General features: G+C 65.6%; 16 protein-coding genes. 15 read left to right on the forward strand and 1 reads right to left on the reverse strand.

Going from position 1 to position 13,291, the window contains the following annotated elements:
* The first annotated feature begins 173 nt into the window (after window positions 1–173).
* Genes Q0L25_RS19260 through Q0L25_RS19280 form a run of 5 tightly spaced genes read left to right on the forward strand, consistent with a single transcriptional unit; the run spans window position 174 to window position 4,355 of the window.
* A complete protein-coding gene (locus Q0L25_RS19260; protein ID WP_296617108.1) occupies window positions 174–1,091 on the forward strand; it encodes an SMP-30/gluconolactonase/LRE family protein in 918 nt (305 codons plus the stop codon).
* Window positions 1,092–1,096: 5 nt separating this feature from the next.
* Window positions 1,097–1,837: a glutathione S-transferase family protein gene (locus Q0L25_RS19265; protein WP_296617110.1), complete on the forward strand. Its 741-nt coding sequence runs from the start codon at window positions 1,097–1,099 to the stop codon at window positions 1,835–1,837.
* 11 nt (window positions 1,838–1,848) lie between these two features.
* Window positions 1,849–2,946 (forward strand): DUF2855 family protein, encoded by a 1,098-nt coding sequence (locus Q0L25_RS19270; protein ID WP_296617111.1) that lies wholly within the window; start codon window positions 1,849–1,851, stop codon window positions 2,944–2,946.
* On the forward strand, window positions 2,943–3,599 hold the full coding sequence (locus Q0L25_RS19275) for an HAD-IA family hydrolase (RefSeq protein ID WP_296617113.1): 657 nt from the start codon (window positions 2,943–2,945) through the stop codon (window positions 3,597–3,599). The genes Q0L25_RS19270 and Q0L25_RS19275 overlap by 4 nt, the downstream gene beginning before the upstream one ends.
* A 57-nt stretch (window positions 3,600–3,656) precedes the next feature.
* Window positions 3,657–4,355, forward strand: a complete 699-nt coding sequence (locus Q0L25_RS19280) for a VIT family protein (protein ID WP_296617115.1) — start codon at window positions 3,657–3,659, stop codon at window positions 4,353–4,355.
* 247 nt (window positions 4,356–4,602) lie between these two features.
* Here the strand turns inward: Q0L25_RS19280 and Q0L25_RS19285 are convergent, their stop codons facing one another.
* Entirely contained in the window at window positions 4,603–5,199 is a 597-nt protein-coding gene (locus tag Q0L25_RS19285; protein WP_296617117.1) for an outer membrane beta-barrel protein, read from the reverse strand.
* Window positions 5,200–5,438: 239 nt separating this feature from the next.
* Between Q0L25_RS19285 and Q0L25_RS19290 the strand changes: the two genes are divergently transcribed.
* The 10 genes from Q0L25_RS19290 (at window position 5,439) to Q0L25_RS19335 (ending at window position 13,284) form a co-directional block, all read left to right on the forward strand.
* Window positions 5,439–6,149, forward strand: a complete 711-nt coding sequence (locus Q0L25_RS19290; protein ID WP_296617119.1) for a CoA transferase subunit A — start codon at window positions 5,439–5,441, stop codon at window positions 6,147–6,149.
* Window positions 6,146–7,279: an HAD family acid phosphatase gene (locus Q0L25_RS19295; protein WP_296617121.1), complete on the forward strand. Its 1,134-nt coding sequence runs from the start codon at window positions 6,146–6,148 to the stop codon at window positions 7,277–7,279. The genes Q0L25_RS19290 and Q0L25_RS19295 overlap by 4 nt, the downstream gene beginning before the upstream one ends.
* A complete protein-coding gene (locus Q0L25_RS19300; protein ID WP_296617123.1) occupies window positions 7,276–7,599 on the forward strand; it encodes a DUF5076 domain-containing protein in 324 nt (107 codons plus the stop codon). Before Q0L25_RS19295 ends, Q0L25_RS19300 begins: the two co-directional genes overlap by 4 nt.
* Window positions 7,599–8,261, forward strand: coding sequence for a CoA transferase subunit B (locus Q0L25_RS19305; RefSeq protein ID WP_296617125.1), 663 nt, complete (start codon window positions 7,599–7,601; stop codon window positions 8,259–8,261). The genes Q0L25_RS19300 and Q0L25_RS19305 overlap by 1 nt, the downstream gene beginning before the upstream one ends.
* A gap of 60 nt (window positions 8,262–8,321) precedes the next feature.
* Window positions 8,322–9,269, forward strand: coding sequence for an NAD(P)-dependent oxidoreductase (locus tag Q0L25_RS19310; RefSeq protein WP_296617127.1), 948 nt, complete (start codon window positions 8,322–8,324; stop codon window positions 9,267–9,269).
* A gap of 82 nt (window positions 9,270–9,351) precedes the next feature.
* A complete protein-coding gene (gene leuC, locus Q0L25_RS19315) occupies window positions 9,352–10,791 on the forward strand; it encodes a 3-isopropylmalate dehydratase large subunit (protein ID WP_296617129.1) in 1,440 nt (479 codons plus the stop codon).
* A 109-nt stretch (window positions 10,792–10,900) separates the two neighbouring features.
* Entirely contained in the window at window positions 10,901–11,530 is a 630-nt protein-coding gene (gene leuD, locus Q0L25_RS19320) for a 3-isopropylmalate dehydratase small subunit (RefSeq protein WP_296617130.1), read from the forward strand.
* Window positions 11,493–12,494, forward strand: coding sequence for an NADPH:quinone oxidoreductase family protein (locus Q0L25_RS19325; protein WP_296617132.1), 1,002 nt, complete (start codon window positions 11,493–11,495; stop codon window positions 12,492–12,494). The genes leuD and Q0L25_RS19325 overlap by 38 nt, the downstream gene beginning before the upstream one ends.
* Before the next feature lie 234 nt (window positions 12,495–12,728).
* Window positions 12,729–13,052, forward strand: a complete 324-nt coding sequence (locus Q0L25_RS19330) for a DUF1476 domain-containing protein (RefSeq protein ID WP_296617134.1) — start codon at window positions 12,729–12,731, stop codon at window positions 13,050–13,052.
* A 1-nt stretch (window position 13,053) separates the two neighbouring features.
* A complete protein-coding gene (locus Q0L25_RS19335; protein ID WP_066590447.1) occupies window positions 13,054–13,284 on the forward strand; it encodes a BolA family protein in 231 nt (76 codons plus the stop codon).
* Window positions 13,285–13,291: the final 7 nt, after the last annotated feature.

Consider the following 13,291-nt stretch of genomic DNA (forward strand, 5'->3'; position numbering starts at 1 on the left):
TTCCGGGATAGGCCGATCGAGGCGATTACGTCGGTGGGCATGCCGCAACGCGCTTGTCATTGCCTGCCGGGGTTCTGTGTGGAGCGGCAGAACCGCATCCGGCCGAATTGTTCTTGGAATTGCCTTGGTCGCGGCGTACCGAGATTTCGAAATAGACCAATGAGAGGGTGTCAATGCATATCGTGGCGCAGGGTTTGCGTTTTCCCGAAGGTCCGGTGGCGATGGCCGATGGCAGCGTCATCCTGGTCGAGATCGAGGCCGGTCGCATCACGCGGGTCCGGCCCGACGGGTCGAAGGAGACGGTGGCCGAACCCGGCGGTGGCCCCAATGGCCTGGCGATCGGACCCGACGGCAAGCTCTATTGCTGCAACAATGGCGGCTTCGACTATGTCGAGAATAACGGCATGCTCGCCCCGCACGGCATTGCCCATGATTATTCGGGCGGGCGGATCGAGCGGATCGACATCGCCACCGGCGCGGTCGAAGTGCTCTACAAATCGGGCGATTTCGGCTGCGTGCTGCGCGGGCCGAACGACATCGTGTTCGATGGCGAAGGCGGCTTCTGGTTCACCGACCACGGCAAGGTCGATTATGCGAAACGCTGCCACGACATCGTCGGCATCTTCTACGGTAAGGTCGACGGCAGCCATCTCGAGGAAGTGATCTTCCCCAGCCAAAATCCGAACGGCATCGGCCTGTCGCCCGACGGCAAGCGGCTCTATGCGGCGGAGACCTATACCTGCCGGCTGATGGCCTTCAACGTCATCGCCCCCGGCAAGGTAGACGACAGCGCCGGGCCGGGTGGACCCGGCATCCCGCTCTACCGTCCCGCCGGCTACAAGTTCTTCGACTCGCTCGGCGTTGAGGCGAATGGCAACATCTGCGTCGCGACGATCGGCGAAAGCGGAATATCGGTGATCTCGCCCGCGGGCGAACTGGTCGAATTCGTCCCCACCGACGACATCTTCACCACCAACATTTGTTGGGGCGGGGACGATATGATGGATGCGTATATCTGCTTGTCGGGTACCGGGCGGCTGGCCAAGGTGCGCTGGCCGCGCCCGGGGCTCAAACTGAAATATAACGGATAGACAGCATGATCCGCATCATCGGCAACCACGTCTCGCCTTATGCGCGCAAGGTGTTCCTGGCGCTCGACCATAAGGGGGTGGAATACGAGATCGATCCGATCGTCCCGTTTTTCGGCGGCGACGAATTCACCCGGCTCAATCCGCTCAGGCGCATTCCGGTGCTGATCGACGGCGATCTCGTCATCCCGGATTCGACCGTGATCTGCGAATATCTCGACGATCGCTATCCGGAGAAGCCGCTCTATCCGGCCGATCCCGCCCAACGCGCGCGGGCGCGCTGGCTGGAGGAATTCGCCGACAGCCGATTGGGCGACGTGATGATCTGGAAGCTGTTTTTTCAGCGCAACGTCAAGCCGCGCGTGTGGAAACAGGAAACCGATGAAGAGCAGGTCGCCGCCGTCGTCACGCGCGACCTCCCCGAGATCATGGATTGGCTCGAGCCCCAGGCGCCGGTCGCCGGGTTCGTATTCGACGACCTGTCGATGATCGACCTGACGTTCGCCAGCTTCTTCCGCAACGCGGCGCTGGCCGGCTGGACGTCCGACGCCACCCGGTGGCCGCGCATCGCCGCCTGGATCGACCATATTTGGGCGACCCCGCTCTTCGCGCGATCTGTGATGCTCGAACAGATCATGCTGACCACCCGCGGCGCCGATCAGCGCGCGGCGCTGGAGGCGGCGGGCTTGAAGGTCGCGGAGTCGAGCGTGCGGGGCGACATGCCGCGGCGCGGGCCCATGTCGGTTTGATGGAGAAAATCGTGAGCCGCTGGCAGATCGAGATCGCGCGCGACGACATTGCCCAGGCCGCCATCGCCGACCTGCCCGACCGCGCGCCCGGGCCGGGCGAGGCCGAATTCGCGATCGATCTCGTCGCGCTGACCGCCAACAACGTCACCTATGCCGCTTTGGGCCAGAAGACGCCGTTCCTCGGCCCCGACGCGGGCTATTGGGACTTCTTTGCCGAGCGCGACGAGCCCGGCCGGCTGCCGGTCTGGGGCTTCGCGACGGCGACGCGGTCGGCGGCCGAGGGGATCGCTGTGGGCGACCGCTTCTACGGCTATTGGCCGCTCGCCAGCCACACGGTGCTCGCCGCCGATCAGATTCGCGGCACGGGATTCACCGAAGTTACGCCGCGCCGCGCATCCCTGCCGGCCGCCTACAATCAATATGCGCGGCTCAAGGCGCTGGGCGATCATCGTGAGGCGGATCACTATTGGTGGCCGGTCTATCGTCCGCTGTTCCTGACCGGCTGGCTGATTGCGGATCAGTTCGAGGACGAAGACGATTTCGGCGCGGAGGCGATCATCGTCAGCGGCGCGTCGAGCAAGACGGCACTGGCCTTCGCGCATGTGATGAAGGCGCGGGGCGATTGCCCGCGGCTGGTCGCGCTCGCCTCGCGGCGCAGCGCCGATTTCACCGCCGGCACCGGCTTGTACGACCAGGTCGTCGATTATGACGCGATCGACACGATCGCGGCCGAGGGCAAGGTCGCCCTAGTCGACTTCGCCGGCAATCCGGCGGCGACGCGCGCGGTGCACGAACGCTTCGGCGACGCGCTGACGGTCGATATGATCGTCGGCATCACCCATTGGGACGCGGAGCGCGGCGGCGGTCCGCTACCGGGGCCGCGCCCGATCGGTTTCTTCGCGCCTGGCAGGATGAAGAAGCGCTCGGCGGACTGGGGAGCGCATGGGTTTCGTCGGCAAACCGAAGAAGCATGGCTCGACTTCATGCCGGCAGCGAAGCGCCTGACCGCGATCGATCGCCGTTCGGGCGCCGAGGCCGCGCTTGCCGCCTATCGCGACGCCGTCGCGGGCAAGGTCGATCCGCGCGTCGGCGTGCTCATCGAACCATGACGCGCGACACCGTCATCTTCGACTTCGGCGGGGTGATCACATCCTCGCCGTTCGAGGCGTTCAACCGGATGGAGGCCGAACGCGGCCTGCCGCACAATCTCGTGCGCCGGATCAATTCGGCCAATCCCGACGGCAACGCCTGGGCCCTGTTCGAGCGCGCCGAGATCGACGCCGCGCGGTTCGACTCGCTGTTCGCTCAAGAAGCGCGCGCCTTGGGCCATGACCTTCCCGGCCGCGATGTCCTCGCCTTGCTCTCGGGCGACATTCGTCCGGACATGGTCGCGGCGCTCGATTGGCTGAAGGCGAACGGCTATCGCATCGGCTGTATCACCAACAACGTCCCCTCCGGCCATGGCGCCCAGATGTCGTCGACCGCGCAAAAGGCGGAGGCGATCGCCGCGATCATGGCGCGGTTCGACCATGTCGTCGAAAGCTCCAAGGTCGGAATCCGCAAGCCCGACCCGGCAATCTATCGCCTGGCCTGCGATGCGCTGGGCGTGGTGCCCGGCCAGTGCGTCTATCTCGATGATCTCGGGATCAACTGCAAACCCGCGGCGGTGCTCGGCATGGCGGCGATCAAGGTTTCGGCCAGCGAGCAGGCCTTGGCCGATCTTGAGATCGCGCTCGGCCTTGAAGGTGGCGCGCTAAGCTGACAGTTGGGCTGGGACGCCCGGATTGTTTCGGTCCGGGAACCATCTGCGAGGCAAGCTATGGCGATCCGACGGCACCGCGAACGGCATCTGGTCCAGCGTATCGGCTGGCTGCGCGCCGCCGTGCTCGGCGCCAATGACGGCATCCTGTCGACCGCCAGCCTGATCGTCGGCGTCGCCGCCGCCAATGCCGACCGCACCACATTGCTGCTGACCGGGATTTCCGGCCTCGCCGCCGGCGCCTTGTCGATGGCGGCCGGCGAATATGTTTCGGTCAGCAGCCAGGCCGATACCGAGCGCGCCGATATCGCGCGGGAAACGGCGGAATTGGCCGACGAACCCGAGGCCGAACGGCAGGAGCTCGCCGCCATCTATCGCCAGCGCGGGTTGGATCACGACCTGTCGCTTCAGGTCGCCGACCAACTGATGGCGCATGACGCGCTGGGCGCCCATTTGCGCGACGAACTCGGGATCAGCGAGGATCTCGCCGCGCGGCCGGTCCAGGCGGCTTTGGCCTCGGCCGCCAGTTTCGCCACCGGTGCGATCGTCCCGGTGCTGATGACCCTGCTGTTCGGCGGCCGTGCACTGGTCCTGGCTGTAATGGCCGTCACGTTGTTGCTGCTCGCGGCGACGGGGGCGATCGGGGCGCATGCCGGCGGCGCGAGCCAGATACGCGGCGCGATCCGCGTCGTGTTCTGGGGGGCGCTGGCGATGGCGGTTACCGCTGCCATCGGTCACCTGTTCGGTACGCAGGTCTAGTTTGAGAGTCACGATAAACCGTTGTTTCGAAGCGACCCGTTTCCACACGCGTCATCCCCGCGAAAGCGGGGACCCATCTCCTGCCGGCTCCAGCTTTCCTGACAGCTGTGGTGCGCTTGACTGCTCTCCGAGCTGGGTCCCCGCTTTCGCGGGGATGACGGCAGAAATATGAGCACCCCAACCAAGACGGAAAAGGCCGCGCGAGTTTCCCCGCGCGGCCCTGCTGTCCGTTCAGTCGATCGTCAGATCAGAACTTCACGCCGAAGCCGATCAGGCCCTGGTGACGGGCCAGGTCGGTGTCCGAATAGTTGGTGTAGCGATATTCGGCGCGCACCAGCATGTTCTTGGCCACCGGCAGTTCGACGCCGGCGCCGACGCGCCAGCCGTCCGAATTGCTGCCGTCCTTGGTGGTGGTGCCGCCGGCCGTGTAGGTCGCGTTGATGCGGCCATTGGCATAGCCGCCCTTGACGTAAAGCAGCGCCTTGTTGCCGACGACGACACCGGCGCGGACGCCGGCATAGAGGTCGCGGCCGGCCTTGATGCACAGGCGGTCACCTGCGGCGAAAGCATTGCTGACGCAATCCTTGGCGGTCGAACCGTCGATTTCGCCTTCGACGCCGAACACAGCCTTGCCCGACTGATAGTCGTAGCCGATGACGCCGCCATAGGAGAGGCCGGTCTGGTTATCGCCCGAGCTGGTGACATGGTCGATGCCGGTCACGGCGAGGATCTTGAAACCCTGGAACTCCTTGCCTTCGGGAGCCGAGGCGGGGGCGTCCTGCGCGAGGGCAGGGGTGGCGATGGCGGCACTGGCCAACAGGGCGGACGCGATGAGAAAACGCATGAAAACTCCTGACAAAATAAAAACCGGGAGGCTTGCGACCCCCCGGTTCGTCGCGTGTTGGACACGGTTCGTGGCGGGAATTGGGCGAATGCGATGAACGCTCGCCGCGATTTTGCCGCACATGCGAACAGATTTATCGCACTTGCGAACATCGGCTCCGGCCCTGCCGCGAGTCGGTGCGCGCGCTTGCTCCTTGTCGCGACGCCATCTATTCGGCGCGCGTCACCCAAGGAGTCCGCATGGCCCGTAAGCTTTATTCCGATGCCGCCTCGGCGCTCGACGGCGTGTTGTTCGATGGCATGATGATCTGTGCCGGCGGGTTCGGCCTGTGCGGCATTCCGGAACGCCTGATCGACGCGATCCGCGACGCCGGTACGAAGGACCTGACGATCGCCAGCAACAATGCCGGCATCGACGGGGAGGGGCTCGGCAAGCTGTTGCGCACGCGCCAGGTCAAGAAGATGATCTCGTCCTATGTCGGCGAGAACAAGGAATTCGAGCGCCAATATCTGTCCGGCGAGCTCGAGGTCGAATTCTGCCCCCAGGGCACGCTGGCCGAACGGTGCCGCGCGGGCGGCGCGGGCATTCCCGGCTTCTACACCAAGACCGGCGTCGGCACCCAGGTCGCCGAGGGCAAGGAAGTGAAGACGTTCGACGGCGAGGACTATATTCTCGAACGCGGCATCCGCGCCGACCTGGCGATCATCAAGGGCTGGAAGGCGGATGAGGCGGGCAATCTGATCTTCCGCAAGACGGCTCGCAACTTCAACCAGCCGATGGCGACTGCCGGCAAGGTCTGTGTCGCCGAGGTCGAGGAAGTGGTGCCGGTCGGCAGCCTGGATCCCGATCAGATCCATCTGCCCGGCATCTATGTGAACCGCCTGATCGTCGGCAGCCCCTACGACAAGAAGATCGAATTCCGCACCGTGCGCGAGCGGGTCGCGGCGTGACCAGGGGGCGCCTGGCGCTGCTGATGCTGCTCGTCGGCAGCACCGTGAACAGCGGCTGCGTTGCCGCCGCCGTGCCGGTTCTGGCGGCGGGAGCGATCGGCAAGAAACAGTTCTTCGGCAAGAAGGACGAGGATCTGCCGTCGGCCACCCCACCCGCGGTCGCCGCCGCCAGCGTGCAGGCCGCGCCGGCCGGAATTCCGGCCTCCGACGCGATTCCTTCTTCGGGCCCGGTGGCGGCCCCGACGCCGCCTCCGCCAGGCACCGTGCCACCGGGGATGCAATATCTCTACGGCTCCGGCGAAGCCTCGGCGGTGTCGATTCAGGCCTATCTTTCGCTGACCGACTTCCTGGTCGCGCGGGGCGGCGATTTCGCGGTCGGCCATCCGATCTCGTCGGTCGTGCTCGCCCCCGACGCGACATTGGACGCGCCCAAGTTCCTCAAATGCGGCCCCAGGCAGCGCCCGGCGGTCGTGCTCGACATCGACGAGACCGCCTTGCTGAACCTCGGCTACGAAGCCGACGACAGCCAGCGCAGCGGCGCCTATGACCAGAAACGTTGGGATCGCTGGGAAGCCAGCGGCGTGACCGCGGTCGATCCCGTTCCGGGCGTGCTGGACGCGGTACGGGCAGCGCGCGCCAGCGGTATCGAGGTGGTGTTCAATTCCAACCGCGCGTCGGCCAATGCCGCGGCGACGATCGATGCGCTTACCCTGGCCGGGCTGGGCCCCGTGGTTCACTTTCAAAACCTATGGTTGAAAGGCGACGACGCGAGCGGCGGCAGCGGCAAGGACGCCCGGCGCTGGGCGATTTCGGCCAAATATTGCGTGATCGCGATGGTCGGCGACCAACTCGGCGATTTCAGCGATCTGTTCAACCTGCCTGGCACGACGCCCGCGCAACGCCGCGCCCAGACCAATTCGCCCAAGCTCAGGATGCTGTGGGGCCATGGCTGGTTCGTCCTGCCGAACCCCGTCTACGGCACCGCGCTCAAGGGCGATATCGACGACGTATTCCCCAAGGACCGGCGGTGGACCGATCCCGGCGCGCAGCCGATTTCCGCCGCGCCGCCGTCCACACCGTCGGTGCCGACGCCCGCCGAAGTCCCAGCTTCTCCGGCGGTGAAGAAGTGAGCGAGAAGCCGATCCCGATCGACCTCGTGCCGTTTGCCGAAACGCTCGGGGACAGTCGCGAATTCCTCCGCGTCTGGGCGAAGCAAGGCGGTACCTTGTGCTTCGTCAATCCGCGCCCGCTCGGCGCCGACCCGGCCTTGTTCGGCATCGCCATGGTCGACGTCATCCGCAATGCCGCGGCGAGCTATGCGAAGGCGATCGGCGTGTCCGAGGAGCAGGCGCTCGAACGGATCTGGATGGGGCTCGATGCCGAGCGCAGCGCGCCCGCCGAAGATGATGCTTTGCCGCCCCCCGTGGTGGTTGCCAGGAAGGATGATTGATGGCCCAGGAAAACAAGGGTTGGACTCGTGACGACATGGCCGCCCGCGCCGCCAAGGAACTGCGCGACGGTTATTATGTGAACCTGGGTATCGGCATCCCGACCCTGGTCGCGAACCACATTCCGGCCGGCGTCGAGGTGACGCTGCAGTCGGAGAACGGCATGCTCGGGATCGGGCCCTTTCCCTATGCGGGGGAGGAAGATCCCGACCTGATCAATGCCGGCAAGCAGACGATCAGCGAACTGCCGCAATCGGTCTATTTCTCGTCCGCCGACAGCTTCGCGATGATCCGCGGCGGGCATATCGACCTGACCGTGCTCGGCGCGATGGAAGTCGCCGAGAATGGCGACATCGCCAATTGGATGATCCCCGGCAAGATGATCAAGGGCATGGGCGGCGCGATGGACCTTGTCGCCGGCGTCAAGAAGATCATCGTCGTGATGGAGCACACGTCCAAGAATGGCGATCCCAAGTTCATTCCGGCCTGCACCTTGCCGCTGACCGGCAAGAACGTCGTCGACATGGTGATCACCGACCTCGCGGTGTTCCAGCGGCCCGATCATCACTCGCCGTTCCGCCTGATCGAGCTTGCGCCGGGCGTCACCGAAGAGGAAGTCGCCGCGAAGACGACGGCGAAGTACGAGGCGCTGGCCACGGCGTGACGCGGGGTGCGCGCGACCGGAAGGACGCCGGAAACCGGCGCGACTGAGGACGGATAGCAGATGCGCGTGTTGCTGACGGGATCGACCGGCTGGCTGGGCCGCCATCTCGCGCCGATGCTGCGCGATGCCGGGCACCAGGTGGTCGGCATGGACGTCGCCCCCGGGCCCGATACGCGGGTCGTCGGCAGCGTCGCCGATCGCGCCCTGGTCGAGCGCGTGATGTTCAGCCATGGGATCGAGGGCGTGATCCACGGCGCCGCGCTGCACAAGCCGGACATCGTGCGCTATCCGCGTCAGGCGTTCGTCGACGTCAATGTGACGGGGACGCTGAACCTGCTCGAATGCGCGATCGCGGCGGGCGCGGACCGTTTGGTCTTCACCTCGACGACATCCCTGATGATCACCCAGGCGATCCGCGACGAAACGGCCGACGAGGCGGCGTGGCTCGACGAGAACAGCGGACCGCTCAGCCCCCGCAACATCTATGGCGTAACCAAGCGCGCGGCCGAGGAATTGTGCCGCCTGGTCCATGCCGAGACCGGCTTGCCGATTGTCATCCTGCGCACCTCGCGCTTCTTTCCCGAGGATGACGACACGCATCGCGATCTGTCGGGGGAGAATATGAAGGCCAATGAGTTCCTCAATCGCCGGCTGACCGTACAGGATTGCGCACGCGCCCATATCGCCGCGCTCGATCGCGCCCCGGCGATCGGCTTTGCGACCTATATTGCCTCGGCACCGACGCCGTTTTCGCGCGACGATGTCGTCGAGCTGAAACGCGATGCGCGAGCGGTGATCGCGCGGTTGTTCCCCGATGCCGCCGAATTGTTCGCGGCGCGCGGCTGGTCGCTGCCGGCGAGTATCGGCCGCGTGTACGACGCCTCGGCGATCGAGAGCGGGCTCGGTTTCCGCTGCACGACCGATTTCGCCGCGATACTCGCCGCGATGCGGGCAGGAGAGGAAATACCGTTCGACCACGACGCCACCTACGTCTCGCCCAAGGAATGACGGCGCCGTTTCTTTCAATCTGACCGGCTGACAGTTTTCCTTTGTTGCTTGCGATTGGGCGCGGAGCGAGTAAGCCGCCGCCATGACTGCCCGCCCACAAACCCTCTATGAGAAGATCTGGAACGCGCATGTCGTCGAACGCCGCGACGACGGAACCTGCCTGATCTATATCGACCGCCACCTGGTCCACGAAGTCACCAGCCCCCAGGCGTTCGAGGGGCTTCGCGCCGCCGGCCGTGCCGTGCGCCGGCCCGATCTCACGCTTGCGGTGCCGGATCACAACCTGCCGACGACGCCGCGCGTGGACGCTGCCGGCCACGCGATTCCGATCGCCGATCCCGAAAGCGCCAACCAGCTCGAGACGCTGCGCCGCAACGTCGCCGAATTCGGCGTGCCCTATATCGATGCGCTCGCCGCGGCGCAGGGCATCGTGCATGTCGTCGGACCGGAACAGGGCTTCACGCTGCCCGGCACGACTTTGGTCTGCGGCGACAGCCATACTTCGGCGCATGGCGCGCTCGGCGCGCTGGCGTTCGGCATCGGCACCAGCGAGGTCGAGCACGTCCTCGCCACCCAGACGTTGCTGCTCCAGCAATCAAAGACGATGGAAATCCGCGTCGACGGCAACCTCGGCTTCGGCGTGTCGGCCAAGGACGTCGTGCTGGCGATCATCGGCCGGATCGGAGCGGCGGGCGGCACCGGCTATGTCCTCGAATATACCGGCGACACGATCCGCAACCTGTCGATCGAGGGACGGCTGACGGTCGCGAACATGTCGATCGAGGGCGGCGCGCGTGCCGGCCTGATCGCGCCTGACGACACCACCTTCGCCTATCTGAAGGGGCGCCCGATGGCGCCGACGGGCGAAGAATGGGACAAGGCGGTGGCCTGGTGGCGGACGCTGCCGACCGATGCCCAGGCGGTCTATGACGCGACCGTTAGCCTCTCGGCCAGCGACATCGCGCCGTCCCTGACCTGGGGCACCAGTCCCGAAGACGTGGTGCCGATCACCGGATACGTGCCCGATCCCGACAGTTTCGCCGATCCCTCGAAGCGCGTCGCGGCGCAAAAATCGCTCGATTATATGGGCCTGACTCCCGGTACCGCGATGCAGGACGTCGGCGTCGATCAGGTCTTCATCGGCAGCTGCACCAACAGCCGGATCGAGGACCTGCGCGCCGCCGCCTCGGTGGCCAATGGCCGCCATGTCGCTGACGGCGTCCGCGCCCTGGTCGTGCCCGGCTCCGGACTGGTCAAACGGCAGGCGGAAATCGAGGGGCTCGATCGCATCTTCATTTCCGCCGGATTCGAATGGCGTGAGCCCGGATGCTCGATGTGCCTGGCAATGAACCCCGATAAAGTACCGGCTGGTCAAAGATGTGCTTCCACCTCGAATCGTAATTTCGTAGGAAGGCAGGGCCCGGGGGCGAGAACACATCTATTATCCCCGGCAATGGCGGCGGCGGCGGCGGTAACGGGCCGATTGACCGACGTCCGCGAGTTGATGGGGGATCGCCAATGAAGCGCGTACTCGTTCTGCTGGTCGCCGGTTCAATCCTCAGCGGTATCGCCGCTTATGCCGCGATGGCGATGCCCGCTCCTCCCGAAAAGCCAAGCGAAAAGCCCAATAAGTGACCCCAGTCCGCAAGGTCGAAGGCCGCGCCTATCCCTGGGGCGCGAAGAATGTCGATACCGACGTCATCATCCCGGCGCATTGGCTGAAGACGATCAGTCGCGCCGGCCTGGGGAAGGGCGCGTTCGAGACGGTGCGTGCCCAGCCCGACAACATTTTCGACGATCCGCGTTATGCCGGCGCGCCGATCCTGATCGCGGGCGACAATTTCGGCTGCGGCTCGAGCCGCGAACATGCCGCCTGGGCGCTCAAGGACATGGGGATCCAGGCGATCATCGCGCCGAGCTATTCGGACATCTTTTCGGGCAATGCGGTCAAGAACGGGATCGTACCGGTGGTTCTGCCGCAGGAGGCGATCGATCGGCTGGTCGAGGTCGCCAAGACCGACGAGGTCCATGTCGACCTGGAGACGATGACGGTGACGACGCCGTTCCAGGACCGGTTCGAATTCTCTCTCGACCCGTTTCGTCGCCAATGCCTGATGGAAGGGCTGGACGAGGTGGGATTGACGCTGGCAAGGGATACCGCGATTTCGAAATACGAATCCGCGGTCTCGTCAGAACGGCCGTGGCTGAGCCGGGAGAGAGACTATGCGGGCCTTGCTGTCGAAAGCGCCGGGCGGACCTGAAACGCTAATTATGGACGAACTGCCCGATCCCGTCGCGGGGCCGGGCCAGGTCGTCGTCGCGGTCAAGGCCTGCAGCATCAATTATCCCGATGTCCTGATCATCGAGGACAAATACCAGATGAAGCCGCCGCGCCCGTTCGCCCCGGGCAGCGAGATTTCGGGCGTGGTCGAAAGCGTTGGTGAGGGCGTGACCGAGTTCAAGCCGGGCGACCGCGTGCTGTGCACCACCGGCGCCGGCGGCCTGGTCGAGAAGATCGCGGTTCCCGCCGCGTCGCTTTACCCGCTCCCCGCCGAACGCAGTTTCGAAGAAGGAGCCTCGCTGCTCCTGACCTATGCCACCAGCATCCATGCGCTGCTCGATCGCGGTCACCTCAAGGAAGGGCAGACCCTGCTCGTCCTGGGCGCTGCAGGCGGGGTGGGCCTGGCCGCGGTCGAACTCGGCAAGGCATTCGGCGCACGCGTCGTGGCGGCGGTATCGTCCGAGGAGAAGGCGCAGGCCTGCCGCGATGCCGGCGCCGACGATGTGGTGATTTACGGCCGCGCGCCGTTCGACAGGGATCAGTCGAAAGCGCTGGCGGATCAGTTCAAGGCGGTGCTCGGCGCCGGCGGTGCCGACGTGATCTACGACCCGGTCGGCGGCGATTATGCCGAGCCGGCGTTGCGCTCGATCGGTTGGGAAGGGCGCTATCTGGTGGTCGGCTTCCCCGCCGGCATCCCGAAATTGCCGCTCAACCTGACCCTGCTCAAGAGCTGCGACGTGTGCGGCGTGTTCTGGGGCGCGTTCGCCGCGCGCGATCCCCAGGCCAATCGCGCCCATGTCGATCGCCTGTTCCGCTTGTGGAAGGACGGCAGCATCGCCCCCCGCGTGACCGAGGTCTTTCCCTTCGAGAAGGGCGGCGACGCCATTGCGAAGATGGCCGCGCGCGGCGCGATCGGCAAGCTGGTGGTGAAGGTCGCGGACTGAATCCCGCTAATTCCTCCCCCGAGCTTGCTCGGGGAGGGGGACCGCGACGCGTGAGCGTCGTGGTGGAGGGGAAATGTCCCGTCCTCGCGGCTACGCCGCTGCGGCCCCACCACCGTCCGCTCCGCGGCCGGTCCCCCTCCCCAAGCAAGCTTGGGGAGGAATAAGATGGACCCCTTCCCATACCCGCCGCGCAATCCTATCTCCCCAGGCGTAACGAAACGCCAGGGAGCAACCATGACCACCTTCGACGACCGCGAACGCGCCTTTGAATCCAAGTTCGCGCGCGATGAAGAGATGGCGTTCCGCGTCATCGCCCGGCGCAACAAGCTGCTCGGCCAGTGGGCCGCGGGGCTGATGAAGCTCACGCCCGAAGAAACCGACGCTTATTCCAAGGCGGTGGTCCAGGCCGATTTCGAGGAAGCCGGAGACGAGGACGTCGTGCGCAAATTGTTCGGCGACCTGACCGCGGCCGGGATCGAGATCGAGGAAAGCGATGTCCGCAAGGCGATCGAGGACCAGACGGTCGAAGCGCGCCGGCAGCTGATGGAATCCAGATAACATGCCGATGGCGGCCGACGATATACGCGCCCTGATCGTTGCCGGGATTCCCGATGCTCGGGTCGAGATCACCGATCTCGCCGGCGACGGCGATCATTATTCTGCACGGGTGGTGAGCAAGTCGTTCAGCGGCCTTTCACGCGTGAAGCAGCATCAGGCGGTCTATGCCGCGTTGGGCGGCCGGATGGGCGGAGTGCTCCATGCGCTCCAGCTCACGACCGCCGCCGAATGAAGGAGTG

It is taken from the genome of Sphingomonas sp. (assembly GCF_024508665.1).
Lineage (GTDB): Bacteria > Pseudomonadota > Alphaproteobacteria > Sphingomonadales > Sphingomonadaceae > Sphingomonas.